At 59.3% G+C, this 22,521-nt stretch carries 18 protein-coding genes; 11 read left to right on the forward strand and 7 right to left on the reverse strand.

Annotation, left to right across the window (positions count from 1 at the left end; genetic code table 11):
* The first annotated feature begins 1,581 nt into the window (after positions 1-1,581).
* The 9 genes from ACZM8Y_RS01195 to ACZM8Y_RS01235 all read left to right on the forward strand — a co-directional run bounded on the left by ACZM8Y_RS01195 (position 1,582) and on the right by ACZM8Y_RS01235 (position 13,740).
* Positions 1,582-4,638, forward strand: coding sequence for a diguanylate cyclase domain-containing protein (locus ACZM8Y_RS01195; protein ID WP_482330470.1), 3,057 nt, complete (start codon positions 1,582-1,584; stop codon positions 4,636-4,638).
* A gap of 398 nt (positions 4,639-5,036) precedes the next feature.
* The gene (locus tag ACZM8Y_RS01200) at positions 5,037-5,663 is read left to right on the forward strand and encodes a LysE family translocator (protein WP_479858249.1); all 627 of its coding nucleotides are present in this window, start codon (positions 5,037-5,039) and stop codon (positions 5,661-5,663) included.
* Between the two features lie 634 nt (positions 5,664-6,297).
* Positions 6,298-6,459, forward strand: a complete 162-nt coding sequence (locus ACZM8Y_RS01205) for a hypothetical protein (protein WP_302553582.1) — start codon at positions 6,298-6,300, stop codon at positions 6,457-6,459.
* Positions 6,460-6,692: 233 nt separating this feature from the next.
* Positions 6,693-8,285 carry a UxaA family hydrolase gene (locus ACZM8Y_RS01210; RefSeq protein WP_482330471.1) on the forward strand — a complete coding sequence of 531 codons (1,593 nt, stop codon included), beginning with the start codon at positions 6,693-6,695 and terminating at the stop codon, positions 8,283-8,285.
* A 187-nt stretch (positions 8,286-8,472) separates the two neighbouring features.
* A complete protein-coding gene (locus ACZM8Y_RS01215; protein WP_482330472.1) occupies positions 8,473-9,324 on the forward strand; it encodes an amidohydrolase family protein in 852 nt (283 codons plus the stop codon).
* A 15-nt stretch (positions 9,325-9,339) separates the two neighbouring features.
* Positions 9,340-10,122: an L-fucose dehydrogenase gene (locus ACZM8Y_RS01220; RefSeq protein ID WP_482330473.1), complete on the forward strand. Its 783-nt coding sequence runs from the start codon at positions 9,340-9,342 to the stop codon at positions 10,120-10,122.
* A gap of 12 nt (positions 10,123-10,134) precedes the next feature.
* Positions 10,135-11,343 (forward strand): MFS transporter, encoded by a 1,209-nt coding sequence (locus tag ACZM8Y_RS01225; RefSeq protein WP_479858253.1) that lies wholly within the window; start codon positions 10,135-10,137, stop codon positions 11,341-11,343.
* A gap of 180 nt (positions 11,344-11,523) precedes the next feature.
* On the forward strand, positions 11,524-12,417 hold the full coding sequence (locus ACZM8Y_RS01230) for a dihydrodipicolinate synthase family protein (RefSeq protein WP_479858254.1): 894 nt from the start codon (positions 11,524-11,526) through the stop codon (positions 12,415-12,417).
* A 540-nt stretch (positions 12,418-12,957) separates the two neighbouring features.
* Positions 12,958-13,740, forward strand: coding sequence for an amidohydrolase family protein (locus ACZM8Y_RS01235; protein WP_479858255.1), 783 nt, complete (start codon positions 12,958-12,960; stop codon positions 13,738-13,740).
* Positions 13,741-14,218: 478 nt separating this feature from the next.
* Here ACZM8Y_RS01235 and ACZM8Y_RS01240 read toward each other — a convergent pair whose 3' ends face one another.
* The 3 genes from ACZM8Y_RS01240 to lolA form a co-directional block, all read right to left on the reverse strand.
* A complete protein-coding gene (locus tag ACZM8Y_RS01240; RefSeq protein ID WP_487479874.1) occupies positions 14,219-14,416 on the reverse strand; it encodes a hypothetical protein in 198 nt (65 codons plus the stop codon).
* Positions 14,417-14,617: 201 nt separating this feature from the next.
* Positions 14,618-16,255: an FmdE family protein gene (locus ACZM8Y_RS01245; protein WP_479858256.1), complete on the reverse strand. Its 1,638-nt coding sequence runs from the start codon at positions 16,253-16,255 to the stop codon at positions 14,618-14,620.
* A gap of 23 nt (positions 16,256-16,278) precedes the next feature.
* The gene (gene lolA, locus ACZM8Y_RS01250; RefSeq protein ID WP_302553572.1) at positions 16,279-16,956 is read right to left on the reverse strand and encodes an outer membrane lipoprotein periplasmic chaperone LolA; all 678 of its coding nucleotides are present in this window, start codon (positions 16,954-16,956) and stop codon (positions 16,279-16,281) included.
* Positions 16,957-16,975: 19 nt separating this feature from the next.
* On the opposite strand from lolA, the gene ACZM8Y_RS01255 reads away from it, so the two are divergent.
* Positions 16,976-17,182, forward strand: a complete 207-nt coding sequence (locus ACZM8Y_RS01255; RefSeq protein WP_479858257.1) for a hypothetical protein — start codon at positions 16,976-16,978, stop codon at positions 17,180-17,182.
* A 4-nt stretch (positions 17,183-17,186) separates the two neighbouring features.
* On the opposite strand, the gene ACZM8Y_RS01260 is transcribed toward ACZM8Y_RS01255, so the two are convergent.
* Together ACZM8Y_RS01260 and efp are read right to left on the reverse strand one after the other, a co-directional pair.
* The gene (locus ACZM8Y_RS01260) at positions 17,187-20,042 is read right to left on the reverse strand and encodes a DNA translocase FtsK (protein WP_479858258.1); all 2,856 of its coding nucleotides are present in this window, start codon (positions 20,040-20,042) and stop codon (positions 17,187-17,189) included.
* 70 nt (positions 20,043-20,112) lie between these two features.
* Complete coding sequence (gene efp, locus ACZM8Y_RS01265) at positions 20,113-20,670, reverse strand: elongation factor P (protein ID WP_302553569.1); 558 nt, start codon at positions 20,668-20,670, stop codon at positions 20,113-20,115.
* 195 nt (positions 20,671-20,865) lie between these two features.
* On the opposite strand from efp, the gene yihA reads away from it, so the two are divergent.
* A complete protein-coding gene (gene yihA, locus ACZM8Y_RS01270) occupies positions 20,866-21,501 on the forward strand; it encodes a ribosome biogenesis GTP-binding protein YihA/YsxC (protein ID WP_302553567.1) in 636 nt (211 codons plus the stop codon).
* 130 nt (positions 21,502-21,631) lie between these two features.
* Here yihA and ACZM8Y_RS01275 read toward each other — a convergent pair whose 3' ends face one another.
* Positions 21,632-21,940, reverse strand: coding sequence for a hypothetical protein (locus ACZM8Y_RS01275; protein WP_489501506.1), 309 nt, complete (start codon positions 21,938-21,940; stop codon positions 21,632-21,634).
* Between the two features lie 393 nt (positions 21,941-22,333).
* The coding region (locus ACZM8Y_RS01280) for a hypothetical protein (protein ID WP_489501507.1) at positions 22,334-22,521 on the reverse strand (188 nt) is incomplete at its 5' end.

Raw genomic sequence — 22,521 nt, forward strand, 5'->3', positions numbered from 1 at the left:
CCTTGAAATTCCAAGGTAATAAACGATAAAGTGCCACAATTGTGGAGCCCATCAACGGAAAATTAGAGAAAAATCCTGTATTTTTACCATACTGTGGATATGAAGCGGCCACATCCCATGACAGGGCCAAAAGAATAAACATATCCGCAGTAGGTCTGTATTTTTTGGCTCTGTTATAGCTTGTGGTTGTTTCATCTCCACCGTGTGGTGAAAATACAGCCTTTTTCTCCGGTTTTCCCCTTGGCGGGATCCACGGCTAAGGCATTTTGCCGGTTATCCCTGTGGACCTTCAAGGAAAAAAGCATCAACCATTTTCTCTAACACAGCCTATTTTTTATGCGGAACAATAGGTGCCGATTCACAGAAGGATATTTGTTGACTGTGTTAAAGTTTCCGGCTGATACGGCAATCAGAGGTCGTTCATATGCCCCTGTTTCAGCGGAACATTCGTTGCGGAACATTCGCTGCCGTGGAGACGGCCGCACTTCCAGCGCGGTGAAAGGCACCCTCCGACAACGGCTGACGGCGCTTCGTTCGTACGGCTTCGCCGCTCTCGACCGTGCTTCGCGAGGCATTTGGCCGCTCCTCGCCCCTTCATGCCGCATTGCCATGCGGCGGGGGACGTCCTCAAAGCTCGCTGACGCTCGCGCCTCCGGCGGTTAATGGAGCGTACTTATTTATCAACCGTAAACTTAAACAGAGTCTATTTGTTTGTTAGGATACGGCGGCAGTATTGCGTAGAATATGGTATGTCGACATTTTTATAGGGTATACATTCCATACACAAATAATGTATTTCTATTATAGAATGCGTATCATCCCATTTTTTAAGGGATCTGGTATGGTATGTGGTTGTTTCATATCCACAGTACGGTGAAAATATGGCCTTTTTTCCAGTTTTTCCCTTGGCGGGAGCCACGGCTGGGGCATTTTTCCGGTCATTCCTTTGGAGTTTCAAGGAAAAAAAGCATCAATTACTTTCTATAACGCAGCCTTTTTAAAATGGGAAAATACCCGTCATGATTTTTCCCATGCACTTTGATGCGTCTGTGTGGCATAACATCTTACTTTATAAGAACAGATAGTTATTGAGTTAGCATAGTGATTTGATTCGGGCCGTTTCCATGCCTCTGCATCTAAGGCTATTGTCCGTAACGGTTTTCCGGGCAACACGTTCTTGGAAAGACACGTTGCAAGAGAGGGGGGCCGTATGCGGACGGTATCCGCAAGATGGTTGTACGGCTGCTGCGTCACGCCGCAGCGGAATATTTGGGCTCTGTCACGGTACATGGCTGTTTTGTTTCGGCAATACACTGAAAATATATGCTTTTTATCCAAAATTTCCGCAGGCGGCTCTGTAATTGGGGGATTCTATTGGTTATTTCTTTGGAACTTCAAGGAAATAAAGCATCAGCCGTTTTCTATGACACAGCCAATATTTTTCGTCTGGACTACTGGTTTTGGAATACGTAGAACAACAGAATAAGGAATCAATATCAGCGCGGAGCAGTCTGCTCGGATGAGTACGCCTATTCTTAGGAGAGGGATTGCCGCGTCGAGAAGACAGCGAAGGTAGAGAGCATGGAACACCTGTGCACAGCCGTGTTCACATTTCTGGAGGGTGCTAAGCCCTTTTTCCAGTACGGCAAACCCCTTCAGGATGCGTTGCCCTTTTTGGTTCAGGCGCTCGGCGGCATTGTGCCCTTGGATGCGCTGGCGATTGCCCGCACGGAAGGGAAAAAGGGCGTGTGCGAGACGGCGTGCTGGAGCGGGACGCCGCACCTGCCCGAAGAGCTGCTGTTCTGTGCCTTGGACGGAACGGACTTGACCAAAGCGCTTGAGGCTTCTTCAGAGGAGGTGCTTGCCGCATTGTTTCCGGGGGAAACGGCGGCGAGGCTCAACGCGTTGGTGCTGCCCATCGTTTGCGACGGCGGGCCGCTCGGCGTGCTGTTTGTCGGCAGGGATTCCGAGAAAGCGGGGTGGTCGGAACAGGAGCGGGATTTCTTGCGGCTCGTGTGCGCCATGATCGGGGTTTTCTTTGCGGGGCAGGCGCATTGCGAGCAGCAATCGTTCCACATCGGCGTCCTCAATGCGGCGATGGATCAGGTGAAAGTCGGCCTGTATGTCACCGATCCCCGCACGGACACCATCCTGTACATGAACAAGTTCATGAAGGACGGCTTCAATCTGGAACATCCCGAAGGGGATACCTGCTGGAAGGTGTTGCAGTCCGGAATGAACGGGCGCTGCCCGTTCTGCCCTGTGGACAGGCTCATGGCCGACGCGGGGCAGGATCAGGTTCTCCGCTGGGAGGAACGGAACACGCTGACGGGGCGGATCTATGACAACAGCGACAGCCTGATGCGCTGGACGGACGGTTCCCTCGTGCATTTGCAGCAGTCTGTGGATATTACGGATTCCCTCCGCCTGCATCAGGCGGCGAACTATGACGAGCTGACCGGGCTTTTGAACCGCAGGGCGGGGAAGGCCGCGCTTGCCGATGCGCTGGTGCGTCTCGACAAGGAAGAGGGTTCCTTGATTGTGGGCATGTTTGATTTGGACAGGCTCAAGGAAATCAACGACCTGTACGGTCATACGGAAGGTGACCGCGCACTGCGCACCATCGCGCAGGAGATGCGGCGGAGCTTGCACGCGCCGGACTTGTGCTTCCGGCTCAGCGGGGACGAGTTTGTCGTCGTGCTCCACAACACCAACCGCCACGCTGTGGACGGGCTGGTGGCGGGCGTGCTGGAACGGCTGGAGGCATGGAGGAAGCAGTTCCGCCTTCCCTATTCGCTGGAGTTCAGTTTCGGCTGCTTCAAGGTGATGCCGGGGTGTGGGATGACGGTGGCCGAGGTGCTCTCGAAAGCTGATGAAAGCATGTATGAGCAAAAGAAGCGCGCCCATATCCGCAGGGCGGAACGGCAGCTCCAGGAGAAGCAGGCGGGCGGGGAGATCCCTCCCGAAGCCCTCGAGTACGATTCGCTGCGCTTATACAACGCGCTGGCGAAAAGCACCGATTCCTATGTCTTTGTTTCCAACATGAAGACGGGGATATTCCGTTATTCGCCTTCTATGGTGGAAGAGTTCGACCTTCCGCAGTCCATTGTGGAAAATGCCGCCGCCGTTTGGGGGAGCAAGGTGCACCCGGACGACAAGGCCGCCTTTATGGAGGCCAATCAGGTCATCGCCGACGGGCGTTCCGATTTCCATTGCGTCGAATACCGGGCGAAAAACCGCAAGGGCGAGTGGATCTGGGTTCGCTGCCGGGGGTATTTGGAACGCGACGAGGACGGCGGGCCGGGCCTGTTCGCCGGGTTCATCACCAATCTGGGCCAGAAGAACAAAATCGATCATGTGACCGGGCTGTTCAACAAGCTGAAATTTGAAGAAGACATCGAGTTCATGCTGGAGAAGCGGCCCGAACACCCCCTGCACCTGCTCGTCCTTGGCCTGGACGGCTTCAAGCACGTCAACGAGTTGTACGGCAAGGGCTTCGGGGACGAGATCCTGCGCGTGATCGGCCAGCGGATTCAGGGGATGCTCCCGCTTTCGGCCTCCGTATATCGTCTGGACGGCGACGAGTTCGGGATCATGATGAGTGGGGAACGTTCTGAAATGACGGAGTTGTTCCGCTCCCTTTCGGAGAGTTTCCGCTCACAGCAGGAATACGACGGCAAGAAATATTATTGCACCATCTCGGCGGGCAGCGCGAGCTATCCCGAAGACGCCTCCTGCTATACGGACTTGTCCAAGTACGCCAGCCACTCGTTGAAGCACGCCAAAAAGCTCGGTAGGAATCAGATCGTTTTTTTCAGCCGCGCCATCCTCGAACAGGAAATGCGCTCTCTGGAGCTGGTGGAATTGCTGCGCGAAAGCATCGAACGGCAGTTTGAAGGGTTTGAGCTTGTCTATCAGCCGCAGATCGCGGCGGATACGCGGCGTGTGGTGGGCGCTGAGGCGCTGGCCCGCTGGAAGTGCGCCAAATACGGCCCCGTGTCGCCCGGCGAGTTTATCCCCCTGCTGGAGCAGAGCGGGCTCATCATTCCCTTCGGCAGGTGGGTGTTCCGCGAGGCCGCAGCGCAGTGCAAGGCATGGACGAAGCTGTGCCCCGATCTCAAAATCAGCGTCAACCTTTCATACTTGCAGGTGACTACGGACAACATGGTTCCGTTCATCAGCGACACGCTGAAACGGCTGGGCTTGTCTCCCGCAAACGTGATGGTTGAGTTTACGGAAAGCTGCATGATCCGCGAAAACACCCGCATCCGGGCCGTATTCGAGAGCATCCGCAGCCTTGGCATCCGTATCGCGATGGACGATTTCGGCACGGGTTATTCCTCGCTCGGCATGCTCAAGACTTCCCCTGCGGATGTGGTCAAGATCGACAGGACGTTTGTCCGCGACATTTTGACCAGCCAATTCGATGCCACATTCATCCATTTTGTGGTGGCGCTCTGCCATGACGTGAACATCAAAGTCTGTCTGGAGGGGGTCGAACGTGAGGAGGAATTTGACCGCGTACGCCCGATGGGGCTTGATTTCATACAGGGGTTCCTGTTTGGGAAGCCCGTGCCTCCCGACGCTTTTGAGCAAGGCTTTTTGATGGGCGGCGCCTCCGGCTGCCGGGGCAGGTAGGCGGCTGGGAAGGTTCCGAACCGAGGGGCGGCAACGCTCCGGCTGTCGGGATGGATGAGCCGCGGCCCCGGATACGGCGGCAGGGTGGGGCCACATGGGGGTTGCGGGCGTTTCGGAGAGGCTGTGCAGTCGGAAGCGGTTGATGCTTTATTGTTTGAAATGCCAAAGGAATAACCCAATAAAATGCCCCAATCATAGAGCCCATCAGTGGAAAAATGGATAAAGATATATAATTTCAGTAATTACTGAGATAAAACAAGCATATGCTCTGACAGGATCTTCGGAAAAAGCGGACGGGCGCGCCTGTGCCGTATTTTGGAAATGGGGCCCTCCGCTGTGCCTTCCCGTTGATTGAAACTCATCGGGCTTTCCGGTAGAGCAACGCCTGCGGAGGTCGTATGCTTTCTTTTGAAACGACGTGTGCGTTTTTTGTGGCATCGCTGCTGATGGCTATGACGCCGGGGCCGGACGTCATCATTGTGCTGACCCAGTCCTCGCTGTACGGGATGCGGGCGGGCGTGTTCACGACGCTTGGCCTTATGACCGGGCTGCTTGGGCATACGCTGGCCGTCGCGCTCGGCGTGGCCGTCCTGTTTCAGACCTCGGAGGCCGCGTTTACGGCGCTGAAGTTCCTCGGTGCGGCCTATCTGCTGTATCTTGCGTGGCAGTCCTTCCGATCCGGCGTGTTCCGGGCCTTCCTCACACAGTCCCTGTTCCCCGGATACGGCACGCTCTATCGGCGTGGGTTCCTCTCCAACATCACCAACCCAAAGGTGACGCTGTTCTGCCTTGCGGTGCTGCCGCAGTTCGTGGAGCCGGAACGCGGCCACCCGACGCTCCAGATCCTGTCGCTCGGCGGCCTGTACGAGCTGGCCTGCCTCATCGTCTTTACGGTCATTGCCGCGCTTGGGGGCAGGATGGCGGTATGGTTCAACCGTTCCGAACGGGCGCAGATGCTTATGAACCGCATTGTCGGGTGTATCTTTCTGGGGCTTGCGCTGATGTTGGCCTTTGCTTCACGGTAATGCCCGCAATATCCCGCACCACCTTGATCGGCGTTTATCCCCAATCCACTTCACGGGGATGCCCGCAATATCCCGCGTCAGGCGGGGCTTTTGCAAGGGCGGGCTTCACAGCGGGGCTTACCGGAAGGCTGTGCCATAGAAAATGGCTGATGTTTTTTTCCTTGAAGTTCCAAAGGGATGACCGGAAAAATGCCTCAGCTAGGGATTCCGCCAATGGAAAGCTGGGGAGAAAGGCCGTATTTTTACCGAGCTGTGGAGATGAAGCAACCACATACGATGACAGTGCCTACCGGAACCATCCTTTCCTCTTGAGGGCAATCCAGGGGAAGATGGCGGGCCAGGCCATGCCCGCCAACGTCGTATAATAGCCGTATCGCCACCTGTACTCCGCTTCTTTCCAACGGGCCGCATTCCGTATATGCTGACGGCGAAACCGGAAGGGCCCCGGCGGGGCGTTCCGGCATCAATCCAACAGTGAGGCAATATTATGATCACATTATCCGATTCTGTCCTCGACGATCTGCGGACGTTCCGGGGGCGTAACGCGGCTCGCACGATCCGCATCGAAAAAGGTTCCAGCGGCTGACACAGCACCAACTTTGAACTGGCTCTGGATGAGCCGGAAGAAGGCGACGTGACCGAGGATGTCGGGGAATTTCATTTTTGCATGGAAAAGGCGCTGATGGATCAGGTGGGCTCGGTGTTCATCGACTGTGATCCCACGGGCAGCTTCCGCATCTATACGGAAAGGCCCCTGTCCATCTTCACCACGCGCGGCGGGAGCTGTTCCCTGTAAAACCTTGCCCCGCATTTTTCCCCCCAAGAGAGGCGTCCGGTTTGCGTCCCTTCGGCGCGGGCATGTTTCTCAGTATGCGGCGCGTTAGCGCGTTCATATAATCATTTATCTTTTATTTCAACAAATTATAAAAGGAAAGTCGGACATGCCGTTCGGCTTTCCTTTTTTTGTGCGCGCCGCGCGGGGCTTCCGTGGGCCATGCCGGGCGGGGCTCCCGCCCAAAGGATTCGGCTATGCAGAAAATCCTCCGTATCGATCCGAAAGACAATCTGATCGTGGCCCTGCGCGATCTGGCCCAAGGCGACATCGTTGAAAACGACGGGCAACGCATCCAGTTGGTCACGGATGTCCCCGCCAAACACAAGTTCACCCGCGTCCCCGTGCCTGTGGGAGGCATCGTTATCCTGTACGGCGTGCCCGTGGGCAAGGCCGTCGCCCCGCTCCAGCCCGGAGAACGCATCACCGTGGACAACGTGGTTCACTACGCGGCGGAAGTCGATCTGAGCGATGCCGTCCCGTACATATGGAAGGCCCCGGACGTCTCCCGCTGGGCGGACCGCACGTTCGACGGCGTGATCCGCCCCGACGGGCGCGTGGGGACCGCCAACTATTGGCTCATCATCCCGCTGGTGTTCTGTGAGAACCGCAATGCCCTGAAGCTGCGCGACGCGCTGGAACGGACGCTTGGGTACGCGGGGGATCATCTGGCGGACTTCGCGCGGTCGCTGGTGGGCGGCACGGGCTGCGCGCCCGCTCCCCGGCCTTTCCCGCACATCGACGGCATCCGGGCCATCACCCATAACGGCGGGTGCGGCGGCACGGCTCAGGACGCGTGGGCGCTGTGCCGGGTGCTGGCCGCTTATGCGGATCACCCCAACGTGGCGGGGCTTACCGTATTCAGCCTTGGCTGCGAGAAGGCGCAGATCGGGCTGTTCCAGGAGGCGCTGCGGGAACGGAACCTTGGTTTCGACAAGCCCTGCATCCTGTTGCGGCAGCAGGACTGGGCCAGCGAAGCCAAGATGATGGAAGAGGCCGTCCGCAAGACGCTGGCGCATTTCAGGAACGCCGATCTGGCGGAGCGCCGCCCCGTGCCGCTCTCGCACCTCAAGCTTGGGGTGAAGTGCGGCGGTTCGGACGGCTTTTCCGGCATTTCGGCCAACCCTGTCATCGGGGAAGTTTCGGATCGCGTGGTGACGCTCGGCGGCGGGTCGGCGCTGGCGGAATTCCCCGAACTGTGCGGCGTGGAGGCCAACATGATTTCCCGCTGCATCCGCAAGGAAGACAAGGTTCGCTTCCTTGAGCTGATGCGCCGCTATGAGGCCGCCGCCAACGCTTGCGGGGCCTCCATCTCCGACAACCCCAGCCCCGGCAACATCCGCGACGGGCTGATCACCGATGCCATCAAATCGGCTGGCGCGGCGAAGAAGGGCGGCAAGGCCCCGATCAGCGCCGTGCTCGATTACGCGGAGCCCATGCCGGACGCCGGGCTGTCCCTCGTCTGTACGCCGGGCAACGATGTGGAAGCCGTGACCGGGCTCGTGGCTGCGGGCGTAAACGTGGTGCTGTTCTCCACCGGCTTGGGGACGCCTACCGGGAACCCCATCGTGCCCGTGATCAAGGTGGCGACCAATACGGCGGTGGCGGAACGGCTCAGCGACCTGATCGATTTCGACTGCGGCCCGATCATTGACGGGGAACCCATTACGGTTGCCGCCGACCGCCTGCTTGAAAAGGTGCTCGATACCGCTAGCGGGCGGTACTCCACCAAGGCCGATCGGCTTGGGCAGCATGATTTCCTGTTTTGGAAGCGTGATGTGTCGCTGTAGCGGGCGGAAAGGCTGGGGGGAAGAGATGCCTTCCGAAGGACGGCGCCTCCACACGGGCCCCCTGTCCGAAAAATCCCCCCTCTTCTTTGAGGCCGTTTGGGGGCCGTTGCCGTTGGCGGGGCCGCCGCATGGAGCGGCAGTAGCCCATACAAGGCTGTTTCGCCGGGGCCTGTGAAGGAGGAAGACGATGGATACGGTATGGCGCGTGGACGCGCATCAGCATTTCTGGCGGTTCGATCCGGCCTCATACGGCTGGATCGGCGGTGATATGGATGTCCTGAAACGGGACTTCCTGCCCGCCGAGCTGCGGTTTGAGTTGGACATCCGGCATATCGGCGGTTCGGTAGCGGTTCAGGCACGGGCTTCGGAGGCGGAAACGGACTTTTTGCTTGGGCTGGCGGCGTCGAATCCGTGGATTCTGGCGGTTGTGGGCTGGATCGATCTGCGGGCGGATGATCTGGAAGCCCGGCTTGAGGCGCGGGCCTCGTCCGCCGTGCTCAAGGGGTACCGCCATCAGGTGCAGGATGAGCCGTCCCCTTCGGCGTTTCTGGAAGATGGGCGGTTCAACCGCGGCGTGGAAACGCTCCAACGGGCGGGCAAGCTCTATGAGGTTTTGATCCGCGCGAAAGACCTGCCCGCCGCCATTGCCTTCTGCGGGAGGCACGATCTGGGGCCGCTCGTGTTGGATCACCTCGGCAAGCCGGACGTCCGGCATGAGGGCGCGGCGGAGTGGGCCAAATGCATTGCCCCGCTCGCGGCGCTGGAGCATGTGAGCTGCAAGCTGTCCGGGCTGATCACCGAAGCCCATTGGCACGGCTGGGACGAGCGGGATTTGCTCCCCTACCTTGACGCGGCTCTGGAATGTTTCGGGCCCTCCCGCCTGCTGTTCGGTTCGGACTGGCCCGTTTGCCTGCTGTCCGGAACGTACGATCAGGTGTGCGGGCTGGTTGGGAAGGCCACGGCGTCCCTCTCCGAGTCGGAGCGTGATGCCGTATGGGGCGGCAACGCCTGCCGCGTATACGGCGTCGGCAACCTCTAAACGCAGGAGCATGTCATGGATTTGCGGATAAAGGACAAAGTGTATCTCGTGACCGGCGGCGGTTCCGGCATTGGCGGCGGCATATCCGCTGCGCTGGCCCGTGAGGGCGCGATTCCGGTGATTCTGGGGCGCAGCCCGCTGCAAAAGGGGTTCCGGGCCGAAGTGCTGGTGCTCCAGCCGCTCATGCATTTCATCCAAACCGAATTGACCGACGGGCAGGCCTGCGCCGATGCCGTTCAGGAAGCCGTATCCATGTACGGGCGCATCGACGGCCTGATCAATTGCGCCGGGGGCAACGACAGCGTCAGCCTCGAAACCGGGGTGGAGGCGTTCCGGGTTTCGCTTGAGCGCAACCTCGTCCATTACTACACGATGGCGCACTACTGTATCGGGGAATTGAAAAAGAGCAAGGGGAGCATCCTCAACGTCAGCTCCAAGACCGCGCTCACGGGGCAGGGCGGAACCAGCGGCTACACCGCCGCCAAGGGGGCCATTTTGTCCCTGACGCGCGAATGGGCCGCATCCTATCTCAAGGACGGCATCCGGGTGAACGCCGTGGTCCCCGCCGAGGTCTGGACCCCGCTCTATGAACGGTGGGTGAATACATTCCCCCGCCCGGCGGAAAAGCTGGAAACCATCGTCCGCAACATCCCCTTGGGGCGCCGGATGACTACGGTGGAGGAACTGGCGGACATGGCGGTGTTCCTGCTTTCGCCGCTGTCGTCGCACACCACGGGCCAGTGGGTTGTGGTGGACGGCGGCTACACGCACCTTGACCGCACTTTGACGGCCCGCTGAGGGAGGTTCGCCGTGAGCCAGATAACCAGCCCGCAATACCGCAAGGCGTTTGTCCTCGTCACCACGCTGTTCTTCATGTGGGGCCTGTCCTACGGGCTCATCGACGTGCTGAACAAGCAGTTCCAGATGACGCTCAACGTGTCCAAGGCCCAGTCCGGGCTCATTCAGGCCGCGTATTTCGGGGCCTATTTCGTCGTGGCGATCCCCGCCGGGCTGTTCATGGAATGGAAAGGCTACAAGGCGGGCATCCTGTGCGGCCTGAGCCTGTACGCGATCGGGGCCCTGCTGTTTGTCCCGGCGGCGGGCGCCGCAAGCTTCGCGTTCTTCCTGTTCGCCCTGTTCGTCATCGCGCTTGGGCTCGGATGTCTGGAAACGGCGGCCAATTCCTATTCCTCGGCGCTGGGTTCCACGGAAACCGCCGAAACCCGCCTGAACCTCTCCCAGTCCTTCAACGGGCTTGGGCAGTTCACCGGGCCGCTGATCGGGGGCCTGCTGTTCTTCGGCGGCGACGGGGCCGGCGGCGGAGGCGGGCTTGATGCCGTCAGGATGACCTATGTGGGCATCGCCTGCGTGGTGATCCTGCTGGCCATTTTGTTCGCCAAGGCCCAACTGCCCGATTTGCGGAGCAGTGAGGAGGCGGATGAGGCCGCCATGACGAAACATTCCCTGCTGGCCCATAGGGAGTTCGTCGCCGGGGTGGCGGCGCAGTTCCTCTATGTGGCGGCGCAGGTCGGGATCGGGGCGTTCTTCATCAACCTGTACATCGAATGCTGGCCCGGCGGCACGGCGCAGCAAGGCGCGTTTTTCCTGTCCAGCGCCATGCTCTGCCTGTTGATAGGCCGTTTCGTGAGCACGGGCATCATGACCAAAATCGCGCCCGCAAAACTGCTTGCGGCGTACGGCTCCGTATGCGTGATCCTGACGGGGGTGGTGTTCATGGCCGTCGAATACGTGTCGGTCATCGCGCTCATCGCGGTGTTCTTCTTCATTTCCATCATGTTCCCGACCATTTTCGCGATGGGGACCAAGAACCTCGGAACCCGCAAGAAGCGCGGCGGCTCGTACATGATCATGGCCATCGTGGGCGGGGCGATCATGCCGTATTGCATGGGGCTGATCGCGGACTACACGCACACCGCGGCGGCGTTTGCCCTGCCGCTGTGCTGCTTCGCCTGCGTCGTCCTGTACGGTGCGGCGTATGGGCGGCTGGTAAAGGAATGACAGGGGGGAGGGGCCCCTTCCCCCGTTCCCAAGGCTTTCACCTGATGGGGGGCCGTCCGTTTTCGCGGACGCGCCGCGCCGTCTCAGGCATGGGGGGATCGCGCGGAAGCCCGCTCCCCATCAGCCGAAAGCTTTGGGGACACCCCTTTTCGTGCAACAGTACAGCCAAAGGAGCGGATCATGCCGGAAAGCAAGAAAAAATACACGGGGGCGTGGTGCCCTTCGATCACGCCGTTTGACGCGGACGGGAAGCTGGATCTTGCCGCGCTGGAAAAGCATTTCTCCCGGCTGTCGGAAGCCGGGACCGACGGCGTCCTGCTGATGGGGAGCATCGGGGAGTTCACGGCCCTGAGCATGGACGAGCGGGTCAGCCTGATCCATGCGGCGCGGACTATGACCCGCTTGCCGCTGATCGCCAACGTGTCCGGCACCTGCATGGAAGACATGACGCGCTTGGCGGACGCGGCCTATTCGGAAGGCTATGAGGCGGTCATGGCCTTGCCGCACTACTATTTCGCCCAGACCCCGCGCCAGCTTGAGGCGTATTTCGATATGTTGGGCGGGCGTTTCGAGGGCGAGTGGCTCATCTATAATTTCCCGGCGCGTACGGGGTGCGATGTGGATGCGGCCCTGATCGCCAGGCTTGCCGCCCGGTTCCCCCGGTTCATGGGGGTGAAGGATACGGTGGACTGCGCCTCGCATACGCGGGCCATCGTGCGGGCCGTGTCTGAGGTGCGCGAAGACTTTTCGGTGCTGTGCGGGTTCGACGAGTATTTCATCCCCAACCTGATGAACGGCGGGGACGGCGTGCTGTCCGGGCTGAACAATGTTGTTCCCGAATTGTTTGCGCAGGCGAAAACGGCGTTCCGCTCAGGGCAGTTCGAGGAACTGTGCGCGGCGCACAGGGAAATCGGGCGGCTCTCGTCCATTTATACGATAGGCGACGATTTCGTGGCGGCCATCAAGTCCGCCGTTGCCGCCAAGTTCGGCGGGCTGGAGCCCGTCTCACGGGGATACGGCGGCGCGCTCGACGAGGCGCAGCTTGGCGCGGTGAAGCGGCTGTTCGGGCTATAGGCTTTCGGCGTGGACTTTCATTATTCTGCTGTTGTTTGAAGCATGTTCTGCTTTATGTAAAGGCTGTGTCATAGAAAATGGCTGGTGCTTTTTTCCTTGAAACTCCAAAGGGATAACCGGAAAAATGCCTTGGCCGTGGATCCCGCCAAGGGGAAAACTGGAAAAAGGTTATATTTTTCACCGCACTGTGGAGATGAAACACCCCCATACTATAACAGGGCCTTATGTAAAGGCTGTGTTATAGTATGGGGCTGATGCTTTTTTCTTTGAAGTTCCAAAGGAATAACCGGCAAAAGGCCTCAGCTATGGATTCCGCCAAGGGAAAAAACGGAGAAAAAGGCCGTATTCTCACCGTGCTGTGGAGATGAAACAGTCACATATATGGCAGAGCCTATTTCAATAATTATTTTTTGCTTCCGTTGAAGCCGTGAATGCCTCGTTCGGCGCAGCCTGTGGACAACGGGCCGCGCCGAACGTATGTTCAGGGGCTGCGCCCGCGAAAGAACGCGGTTTTTTTTCCTGAATCATTCGGACTGGATCATGCTTACAGACATTCATACGCACGCTTTTCACCCGAAAATCGCCCGCCATGCGGTGGAACATCTTAACGAAGCCTATCAGCTCAATTGTGTGGGCGAAGGAACCATCGCCGATCTGCTGCTGCGGGAAAAGCGTTCCGGCATAGGCCGCTGTGTGGTGCTGTGCGCGGCCACCACGCCGGGGCAGGTCGTCCCGGCCAATGACTACGCCGTCACGCTCCAGCGCGAGCACCCCGAAGTGACGGCTTTCGGCACCCTGCACCCCGCTTACGAAGCGTGGGAGAGCCAACTGGAACGCCTGAAGGCGGCGGGCATACGCGGGATCAAGCTCCATCCCGATTTCCAGCATTTCTGGCTGAACGATCCCCGGCTTCTGCCCATGTTCGAGGCCGCGCAGGACGATTTTATCTTCCTGTTCCATATCGGGGACAACGTGCCGCCGGAAAAGAATCCCTCCTGCCCGTACAAGCTGGCGGCGCTGCTGGATCGTTTCCCGCGCCTCCGCTGCATCGCCGGGCATCTCGGCGGGTATCATCAGTGGGAGCACTCCCTCAAGGCGCTCGTGGGGCGCGACGTGTGGCTGGATACGTCAAGCTGCACCCCGTTCATCCAGCCTGAGCTCCTCAAGGCCATTCTCCGCAGGCATCCGCAGGATCGCATCTTGTTCGGCAGCGATTACCCGCTGTACGATCCGGGCGACGCCATGATGCAGCTTCAGGAAAAGGCGGGGCTCAGCGACGCGGAACTGGATCGCTATTGCAGCAATGCCGACGCCCTGCTCTGAAGCGTCTCATTTCCGGGGCCCCGTCATGGCATGTGATTGTTTTGTGTGGCTGTGTCCGAGAAAACGGTTGATGCTTTTTTCCTTGAAGTTCCAAAGGAATAACCGGCAAAACGCCTTGGCTATGGATTTCGCTCAAGGGGAAATTATGATAAAAAGCTGCATTTTCACAGTGTTATGGAGATGGAGTAGCCGTATGCTACGACAGAGCCTTTTGTGTTTACAGCATGCTGAAAAATACGGGCTTTTTCTCAGGCTTTTCGCTGATGGGCTTCACAGTTGGGATAGGGGTATCTCTTTGAAATTTCAATAAAATTCAACCGTTTCCTTGCACAGCCATTTCTGAAAGGGCAGCCGCACACAGGCGTGGATTTTTGGGAAAACGGTGTTTGTTACCAGAACGTCATCTTTGGGCTGTGCGGTATTTCAGAGGCAACCCGTTCCCGGAAGCAGCCGCCGCCGGATCAAAGGCGGCCTGCCTTCAAGACAAGGCGTTGTGGGAGTAAACGATTGATGCTTTCTTGAGGCCGTGTCCCAGAAAATGGTTGATGCTTTTTTCCTTGAAATTCCAAAGGAATAACCGGCAAAATGCCTTAGCCGGCGGTTCCGCGATTCCGCCAAGGGGAAAACCGGAGAAAAAGGCCGTATGTTCACTGTCCTGTGGAGATGAAACAACCACATGCCATGACAGAGCCTTTCTTGAAATCCTCAATAAAGGATCAATGAAAGGTTTCATTCATGCGGTTCGTCGGAGAAAAGGCGTATAGCCATTTGTAAGGCCACGATGCCGTATGAATGTACCGGACATATTCTATGGCAGGGGCAAAAGAAAAGGGGAAGCGCTTTCCGAAGAAAGGCTTCCCCTCTTTTTTCCGGCGTATCAGGCTTTCCCGAAGGGGCATTTGGGGAACGTGCAGACCTTGCATTCCATGCACAGGCCGCCGTTGCCGAGCTTGGCGAGATCGAGGCGGGTGATGGGCACCCCGGCGAGCATGCGGGGCAGGATGATGTCGAAAACGGTGGTCTTGAAGAACAGCGCGCACGCGGGCACGCCGATGATCTGCGCGCCGCCGATGCGCCCGATGAGGGTCATCGTCCCCGGCAGCGCGGGCACGCCGTAGAGGGTGTCCGTAAGCCCCGCCTCGGTGAGGCCCTTGCGGGTGAGGTCGTCGGGATCGACGGACATGCCCGCCGTGGTGACGATGAAGTCCGCCCCGGCCTCAAGCAGGCCGCGCACGCCCTGAACGATGAGATCCGCGTCGTCAGGGGCGAAGAGCGTCTTGACCACTTCGCAGTGGTGCTGCTGCGCCTTCTGGGTGATGATGGGCGCGAAACGATCCTCAATCAGCCCCTGAAACACTTCGGTCCCGGTTACGAGGATGCCGATTTTGGCCTTGCGCATGGGCACGACCTTGAACAACGGGCCGTCTTCCAAAACAGAAAGCGCCTTGAGGAATCCGGGGCGGGACAGGAACAGCGGGATGGCCCGGCTTCCTGCAAGCCGCGTCCCGGCGGTGAGCACGCTGTAGTTCTTGCGCGTACAGCACATCACGTCGGGCACGAGGTTGAAGCGCTCAAGGCGTTCCGTGTCCACCAGCAGCATCCCGTCGCGCGTGGCCCGGAAGTTGACCTTGCCTTCGCGCGGGGCGGCTTCCACTTCCACGCCGTCGCCGGGCATGAGCCGGGCGAAGCCGCGGGCGGCGTCGTCCTCATGCACCCAGCCTTCGGGGTGCGGCGTGTTTTCCTGAACGTAGACGCGGTTTTTGCCCATTTGCTGGAGGCGGCAGATGTCCCCTGCGGAAAGCTCCTGCCCGGCGACGAACGCGGCACCCTTTTCCTTGCCCGGTATGATCTGCGTCATGTCGTGCAGGGCGTGCTTACCGACCGCCTCTTCGACCGGGATCGGGACGGGGGCGGGCATACGGGGCTGCTGCGACAGGGCGAAGCCGGGGCCGTCCTCATACGGGGACTGCCCCTGGCAGGAGCGGCAGATCCCGCCGTAGGAGGCGGGGTAGTGGGAACCGCAGAGCGGGCAGCGGGTGATCGCGCCGAACGAGCGGCGCCCAAGCATGTCCTGACGGATGCGGACTTTGCGGAACGAGAGGATCGACTCGCCCGCTTCCTTGATCTGGGCTTGCAGCCGTTCGCTATCCTGTTCCTTCTTGGGGCGCTCCTTGAGGAACCAGCTGCGGATGGCGTCGTAGGGCTCCAGCTTGCCGTTGTCGAGCTCGACGCGGACGCCTTCCCCGGTCGCCTTGTCGTACAGGGTCAACGCGTAAATGCCGAAGGGCAGGACGCGAAGCCAGCCGTTGCCGACCGTGCACGGCGTAAGCATCTGCACGGCGTCGGGGAGGCAGTGGGCCGTTTCGCTGATGGCGTCGTACAGGACGCCTTCCGGTATGTGGCGCTTGGCAAGCTCCACCATGTAGCCGCCGATGATCAGGCCGGGAGCGGGATACCCGTGAAAGGCACGGGCCTCTTCCATGAATTCTTCATGCGTCCGGGAGCCGATGGACATGGACACCTCGCAGGGCTAGGGCGTTATTGCAGCAGCGGGCGTTCGGGAGCGTCCTGATTCATCAGGTTCTCCACGGTGATGCCCTGAGGAGGCGTGAACTGGAAGGTTCCGGCCTTGATGGACGCATCGGGCGTCAGCGAGGTCAGGGCCACTTCATTGGTGTTGCCGTAGAAGTCCAGAATCTGCGCCTTCTTGATCAACTTCGTGCCCTTGTCCACCCAGAGGAGCGCCTCCACAAGCTGCGGAGAAGGATCTTTGGGGTAGAGCCGGAGCACGGCCAGTCCGTTATCGTCCGGCTCGGCCTCGACGGTGAAATCCTTGTCGAGGCGGCTCTGGCCGGTGATGACCTGAATGATGGAGCGGGAGTCGTGAACCACTTCCGGCGAATATTGGTAGGCCAGCTCTTCGTCGGGCAGGTAGTCCCATACGTCCTTGTCCGTGATGACCAAAAGTTCCGCATGGGGGGCCTTGGTCTCCCAGCGGATGCGGAGCGGCTTCTGGAAGGCGAGGGTGCCTTGACGGGTTTCCTCGGAGCCGCTTTCCTGATGGACGAGGCGTTGGGTGAACTCAGCGGTAAAGGATTGCATCGCCTCATATTTTTTCTGCATCTCTCCCGTAATGGCGGGAGCCGCCGCGTGCGAAGCGCCCGCGCTGATCAGCAGCAGGGCCGCGGCACAGGCGAAAAAGGTCGGGAAACGCATGATGATCTCCTGAAAAAGGGTGTTTGGCACGGAATGCATCAACTGTCTTGCCGCAACGATCGGCAGGCAGGCCGCCGTGTTCCGGGAAGCCTGCCTCTTCGGGAAGTCCCCCCGTGCGCGCGTCCCCTTCCTGAAAAGGGCTGTCCGCCGCACGTTCTCCGCCGATGGGCACGGGCAGGAGGGCAGGCCGGGGGAAGGGCGTATGGAACTCGCCCCTCCCCATTGAAAAATCAATCCATCCGCACGGTTCTGGCTTTATTGGCGCGGGAAGCGGGCGGAAGGATGCCTTCCTCCTCCATGCGTTCGACGAACCGCGCGGCCTTGTTGAAGCCGATGCGGAAACGCCGCTGGAGCAGGGAAATGGACATGCGGCCTTGCTCCTGCACGAAGGCCACGGCCTCGGCGTACAGGGATTCCTCTTCCGAACTGCCCGGCCCGGAAGCGGGGGCCGAGGACGCCTTGGCGTTTTCCGCGAGGGACGTGCCCCATTCGGTGAAATCCACCTCGTATTGCGGCGCGCACTGGCGTCTCCAGTGATCGGCCACGGCCTGCACCTCGTCGTCGGTGACGAAAGGCCCGTGCAGGCGCTGGAGTTTGCCGCCGGTGGGCTTGAACAGCATGTCGCCCTTGCCGAGGAGCTGCTCGGCCCCGGCCGTATCGAGGATGGTGCGCGAGTCATACTTGTTGGCGACCTGAAACGAAATGCGGCACGGGAAGTTTGCCTTGATGAGGCCCGTCACCACGTCCACGCTCGGGCGCTGCGTCGCCACGATGAGGTGGATGCCGGCGGCACGGGCGAGCTGGGCAAGGCGCACGAGGCAGCCTTCCACATCCTTGCCCGCCGTGAGCATGAGATCCGCCAGTTCGTCAATGACGATGACGAGGTAGGGCATGGGCTTGAGATCGGCGTACTCCTGCGGCCTTTCGTCGCCGAATGAAGCCAGTTTCTTATTGTAGTCCTTGATGTTTTTGACCCCGAACTTGGCGAGGCAGTCGTAACGGCCGTCCATCTCGGCCACGGCCCATTCAAGCGCCGTCTTGGCGAGGGAGGTTTCCGTCACCACAGGATGCACAAGATGCGGCAGATTCGCATACATCGCCATTTCCACGCGCTTGGGGTCGATCATCATGAGCTTCACTTCATCCGGCGAGGCTTTGTAGAGGAAGCTCACCAACACGGAGTTGAGGCACACGCTTTTGCCCGATCCCGTCGTACCGGCGACGAGCACATGGGGCATGGTGGCGAGATCCCGGACGGCGGGGCGCCCTTCGATGTCCTTGCCGAGGGCCATCGTCAGCAGGGACGGCGCACTCTGGAAGGCTTCCGACTGGATCAGCTCACGGAAGTTGACGGTGGAGCGGTTCAGGTTGGGGATTTCCACGCCCACGGTGTCGCATCCCGGCACGGGGGCCTGAATGCGGATGGCTTCGGCCTTGAGGCTGCGGGCGAGGTCGTCGGTCAGGTTGGTGAACCGGCCCACGCGGACGCCCGGAGCGGGGCGGATTTCAAACAGGGTAATCACCGGGCCGGGCGTCACCCGAACCAGTTCGCCCTGAATATTGAATTCGGAGAGGCAGTTCATCAGGCTTGCGCTCTGCTGCTCCAGCACTTCCCTCGTGGGCAGGGAATCGCTCTGCTGCGGCTGTTGGAGCAGATCCAGCGAAGGCATGGGATAGGAGCGCTTGCGCAGGAGGGGTTTCGCTGCGGCGGGGGCCGTCCCCACGGGCGCGTCGATGCGGGGCTGCGCGGTTTGGGCCGGATCCTGAGACATTGCCTGAGGCGTTGGGGCCGCCTGTACGGGCGGCTGGGCGGGCGCGGACGGAGCCGCAGGCTGTGCGGCAGCCTGTACCGGCTGCGGCGCTTGCTGCCGTTGGGCAACGGGCTGCGCGGCATCCTGCTGGGGCGCGAACGCAAAGGTGTCCTGCGGCTGATCCGGGGCGTGGGAAGCCGCTTCCGCGTGGGGCTGCGCAGGCTGAGCCGTGGCTTGCTGCTCCGCCGCATACGGCTGTACGGAGTGAACCGGGGCTTGCGGTTCCGCCTGAGGCTGTGCGGGGGCGGGCGGCATTTCAGGGATGGTCAGGGCCAGCAGCGGGTTTTCCCCGGCGAGAAGATTGACGGGCTTGGCGGCGGCATCCGCAGGGGAGGGCAAGCGGATGTCCGTCTGCGGCGCGGATGTCCCCGTCCCCGCACGCGGTTCTTCCGGCTGGAACTCAAAGGTATCCTCGGACGGAGGCTCCCAGAGCTTGAGCGGTTCCCCTGCGCTTTTTTTCGGCGCGGCGGGCGTTTCCTCAGGCGCTAGGAGGAAGGGCGGATCCATGCTGAGCAGTTCCTCGCGCTTGGGCGCGGGCCTTCCCTCTTCATCATGGATCTCGAACAGCGGGATGACGCTGGAGGCCGTTTCTTCTTCGCTTTTCTTATCCTTTTGGGGCAACCCGATTTTGGGCAGGGCGACCTTGGGCATGGATACCTTGGAAAGGCGCTCCGGCAAGTCGTCGAGGGAGAGGGGCGTCCCGCTCAGCTGTTCCTTCAGCAGGGCCCATCCTTTGCGGATAAGCGCAAGCCACGCGATGCCGAAGGCCATCTCAAGGGAGATGAACAGCAGGAACAGCCAGATCAGGGAAGACCCCACCGGGCTGAACAGGGTGGTGAACTTGGTATAAAGGGTCATGCCGAGCATGCCGCCGCCCCGGACGTCGCCGATGCCGAGGTTCCAGGCCGCACCGAGGGAAATGAGGCAAGCCGCCAGAAGGGTAAAGCCGAACCAGCGCCACCACGGCATGGTGAACCATGTGGAGACGCAGCCCGCCCCCCACGCAAGGAAGACGAGAGGCCAGACAAGCGCGGCGAACCCGAAGATGTCGACCAGAAGCCCGCTGAGGTATGCGCCGAAGAGCCCGGCGTAATTTTTGACGATTGCAGGGTTGCTCACGGCATGGTTGATGCTGGGGTCATTCTGATCAAAGGACACTAGGCTCAAGAGCACCAGCAGCCCCCAGAAAATAAGAAAAAGCCCAAACAGTTCCCGGGCGATCTTGCGTCCGTCCGTAATGGCAACCTCCTCCGGCGCTCTCCGTTTTGTCTGCATGATAGGGATGGCGATCTGTTGAAGCGGGGATCATCCGGCCCGGAACCGGGGATCCGGGCCGGAAAAAGCACTATTCGCGGCCGAGATAGGCGTTGGTGCGGGTATCGACCTTGACGCGGTCGCCGATGTTCACGAAAATCGGAACCTGAATGACGACGCCGGTTTCGAGGGTGGCGGGCTTGGTCACGTTGCTCACCGTGTCGCCCTTGGCGCCGGGTTCGGTTTCGGTGACTTCAAGGACGAGGGAGGCCGGGATTTCGATGTCCAGCGGCTTTTCGTTGTAGAGAAGCACGCGGCATTCCTGCCCGTCCTTGAGGTAGTTGGCCTTGCCGTCGGTGGCTTCGGCATCCATGTGCATCTGATCGTAGGTGGTCATGTCCATGAAAACGAGCTGGTCGCCTTCGTGATACAGGAACTGCATGTCGCGGGATTCGAGGTTCGGGCGATCGACCTTTTCGCCGGAACGGAAGGTGTTGTCCAGCACGCGGCCATTGAGGATGTTACGCAGCTTGGTACGTACCATAGCTCCGCCTTTGCCGGGCTTGAAGTGTTGGAATTCGATGATTTCGAAGGGAGTCCCGTCGATTTCGATTTTAAGCCCCTTGCGGAAATCCGTGGTGGAATACATGCTGCCTCCAAAAACAGTGCTGAATATCAAATACTTACCAAGGGAGTGCTCTGCGCCCCCCGCTTGTTCCTTATCCGGGGCAATCGGACGGCTGCCGCGATTGCTTTTCACGCTGCGGCAGGATAGCCTTGCCACTGCAACTTGATATTGTCGAACATCAGGCCGCGCTTGTCAACATACACCGGAGGTTCCCGCATGATGAAAGAGACTCCCCCCACGCTGACCCTTGAGGCGACGACGTTCAATAAGCCGCAGCTTCAGGAGCAGCTTTCCGTGCTTGAGCAGCGTCAGGAAGCGCAGATTGCGCTTGCCGGGCGTTCCAATGTGGGGAAGTCGTCCCTCGTCAACGCCCTCGCCCGCCGCAAGCAGCTTGCCAAAATCAGCGCGACGCCGGGCAAGACGCGTTCCATCAATTTCTACAGGGTCGACCCCGACGGCTTTTCTCTGGTCGATCTTCCGGGCTACGGCTATGCGAAGTGTTCGCAGGAAGAGCGCAAGAGCTGGGCCAAGCTGATTGAATACTACCTCACGAACACCCCGGCGCTCAAGGCCTTAGCCCTGCTGCTCGACTGCCGGATTCCGCCGCAGGCCTTGGATCGCGATCTCGCGGACTTTGCGCGCGTGCACGGCATTCCGCTTTTGCCCGTGCTGACCAAAGCCGACAAGTGTACGCAGGTCGAACGCAGCAAGCGCCAGCAGGAGTGGAGCCGTCTGCTCAACGGCGTTATGCCCCTTCCCGTTTCCTCCAAGGACATGCGCGGCATTGATGCCCTTTGGCGCGAGCTGCGTCGTTTTGTGGGGGCGGGGAAAGGCGTGGGTGAAGAGGGGTAAGCATTGGGGAAGGGAGGGAAAACCTTTCTGGAGAAAGGCTTTTCCCTCCCTTCCCCAAACCCCATCCCTCCCTTTCCAAAGACTTTTGCAATGGTAGGTGGTGGGCCGGGCGGCAAGGCGGCTGGTGCCCTTATGTCCATCCCCTGCATGTCTTGCTTCTATGAGCCAATGACAAGTGCCGTTCGGAAACGAACGGTGTATGTCCTTTTTTAGGCGCTGTCATGGCATGTGGTTGTTTCATTTCCATAGCACGGTGAACATACGGCCTTTTTCTCCAGTTTTCCCCTTGGCGGAATTCATGGCTAAGGCATTTTAGCTGGCCATCCCTTTGGAGCTTCAAGGAAATAACCAATAAAATCCCCCAACCACAGAGCCCTCCAGTGGAAAATTTTGAGAAAAAGCATATATTTTCAGTATATTGATGAACAAAAACAACCATGTACTCTGACAGGGCCATTTTTTTTGAAATTCCAAAGGAATAACCAATAAAATACCACGATTATAGATCCATCAACGGAAAAGTCAGAGAAAAAGTCTGTCATTTCACTATATTGTAGAAAGTTGGGCAGCCACATCCTATGACAGAACCTTCTTATTTTATAGGTTATGAGCCGTTCGCGTTTAATAAGTGGCTCTGCATAGGATATGATTTTTTTTAGGCTGTGTTATAGAAAATGGTTGATACTTTTTTCCTTGAAGTTCCAAAGGGATAATCGGCAAAATGCCTTAGCCGTGTGGATCCCGCCAAGGGGAAAACCGGAGAAAAAGGCTGTATTTTCACCTCACTGTGGAGATGAAACAATCACAAACTATAACAGAGCCTTTTTTATATTTACAGCATATTGAAAATATATTTTTGTCTGTCTTTTCTCCTGATGGGCTTCATGATTGAAGCATTGGGCTGGGCATCTACTGGAAACTTCAAGAAATGAAATTTCAATGGCTTGCTGTGCGCAGCCTCATAACAATCCGGGAAAAACGGCAGCAGGGATTCGATAAGGTCGAAAGTCTTGGGAGGGA

This window comes from Bilophila sp. (genome assembly GCF_057864385.1).

Bases quoted from the DNA above. Each gene is read 5' to 3' on its own strand.
- ACZM8Y_RS01230 (WP_479858254.1), top strand. From the start codon at position 11,524: ATGCCGGAAAGCAAGAAAAAATACACGGGGGCGTGGTGCCCTTCGATC.
- yihA (WP_302553567.1), top strand. From the start codon at position 20,866: ATGATGAAAGAGACTCCCCCCACGCTGACCCTTGAGGCGACGACGTTC.
- ACZM8Y_RS01200 (WP_479858249.1), top strand. From the start codon at position 5,037: ATGCTTTCTTTTGAAACGACGTGTGCGTTTTTTGTGGCATCGCTGCTG.
- lolA (WP_302553572.1), bottom strand. From the start codon at position 16,956: ATGCGTTTCCCGACCTTTTTCGCCTGTGCCGCGGCCCTGCTGCTGATC.
- efp (WP_302553569.1), bottom strand. From the start codon at position 20,670: ATGTATTCCACCACGGATTTCCGCAAGGGGCTTAAAATCGAAATCGAC.
- ACZM8Y_RS01275 (WP_489501506.1), bottom strand. From the start codon at position 21,940: ATGGTTGTTTTTGTTCATCAATATACTGAAAATATATGCTTTTTCTCA.
- ACZM8Y_RS01245 (WP_479858256.1), bottom strand. From the start codon at position 16,255: ATGTCCATCGGCTCCCGGACGCATGAAGAATTCATGGAAGAGGCCCGT.
- ACZM8Y_RS01235 (WP_479858255.1), top strand. From the start codon at position 12,958: ATGCTTACAGACATTCATACGCACGCTTTTCACCCGAAAATCGCCCGC.
- ACZM8Y_RS01195 (WP_482330470.1), top strand. From the start codon at position 1,582: ATGGAACACCTGTGCACAGCCGTGTTCACATTTCTGGAGGGTGCTAAG.
- ACZM8Y_RS01215 (WP_482330472.1), top strand. From the start codon at position 8,473: ATGGATACGGTATGGCGCGTGGACGCGCATCAGCATTTCTGGCGGTTC.
- ACZM8Y_RS01260 (WP_479858258.1), bottom strand. From the start codon at position 20,042: ATGCAGACAAAACGGAGAGCGCCGGAGGAGGTTGCCATTACGGACGGA.
- ACZM8Y_RS01210 (WP_482330471.1), top strand. From the start codon at position 6,693: ATGCAGAAAATCCTCCGTATCGATCCGAAAGACAATCTGATCGTGGCC.
- ACZM8Y_RS01220 (WP_482330473.1), top strand. From the start codon at position 9,340: ATGGATTTGCGGATAAAGGACAAAGTGTATCTCGTGACCGGCGGCGGT.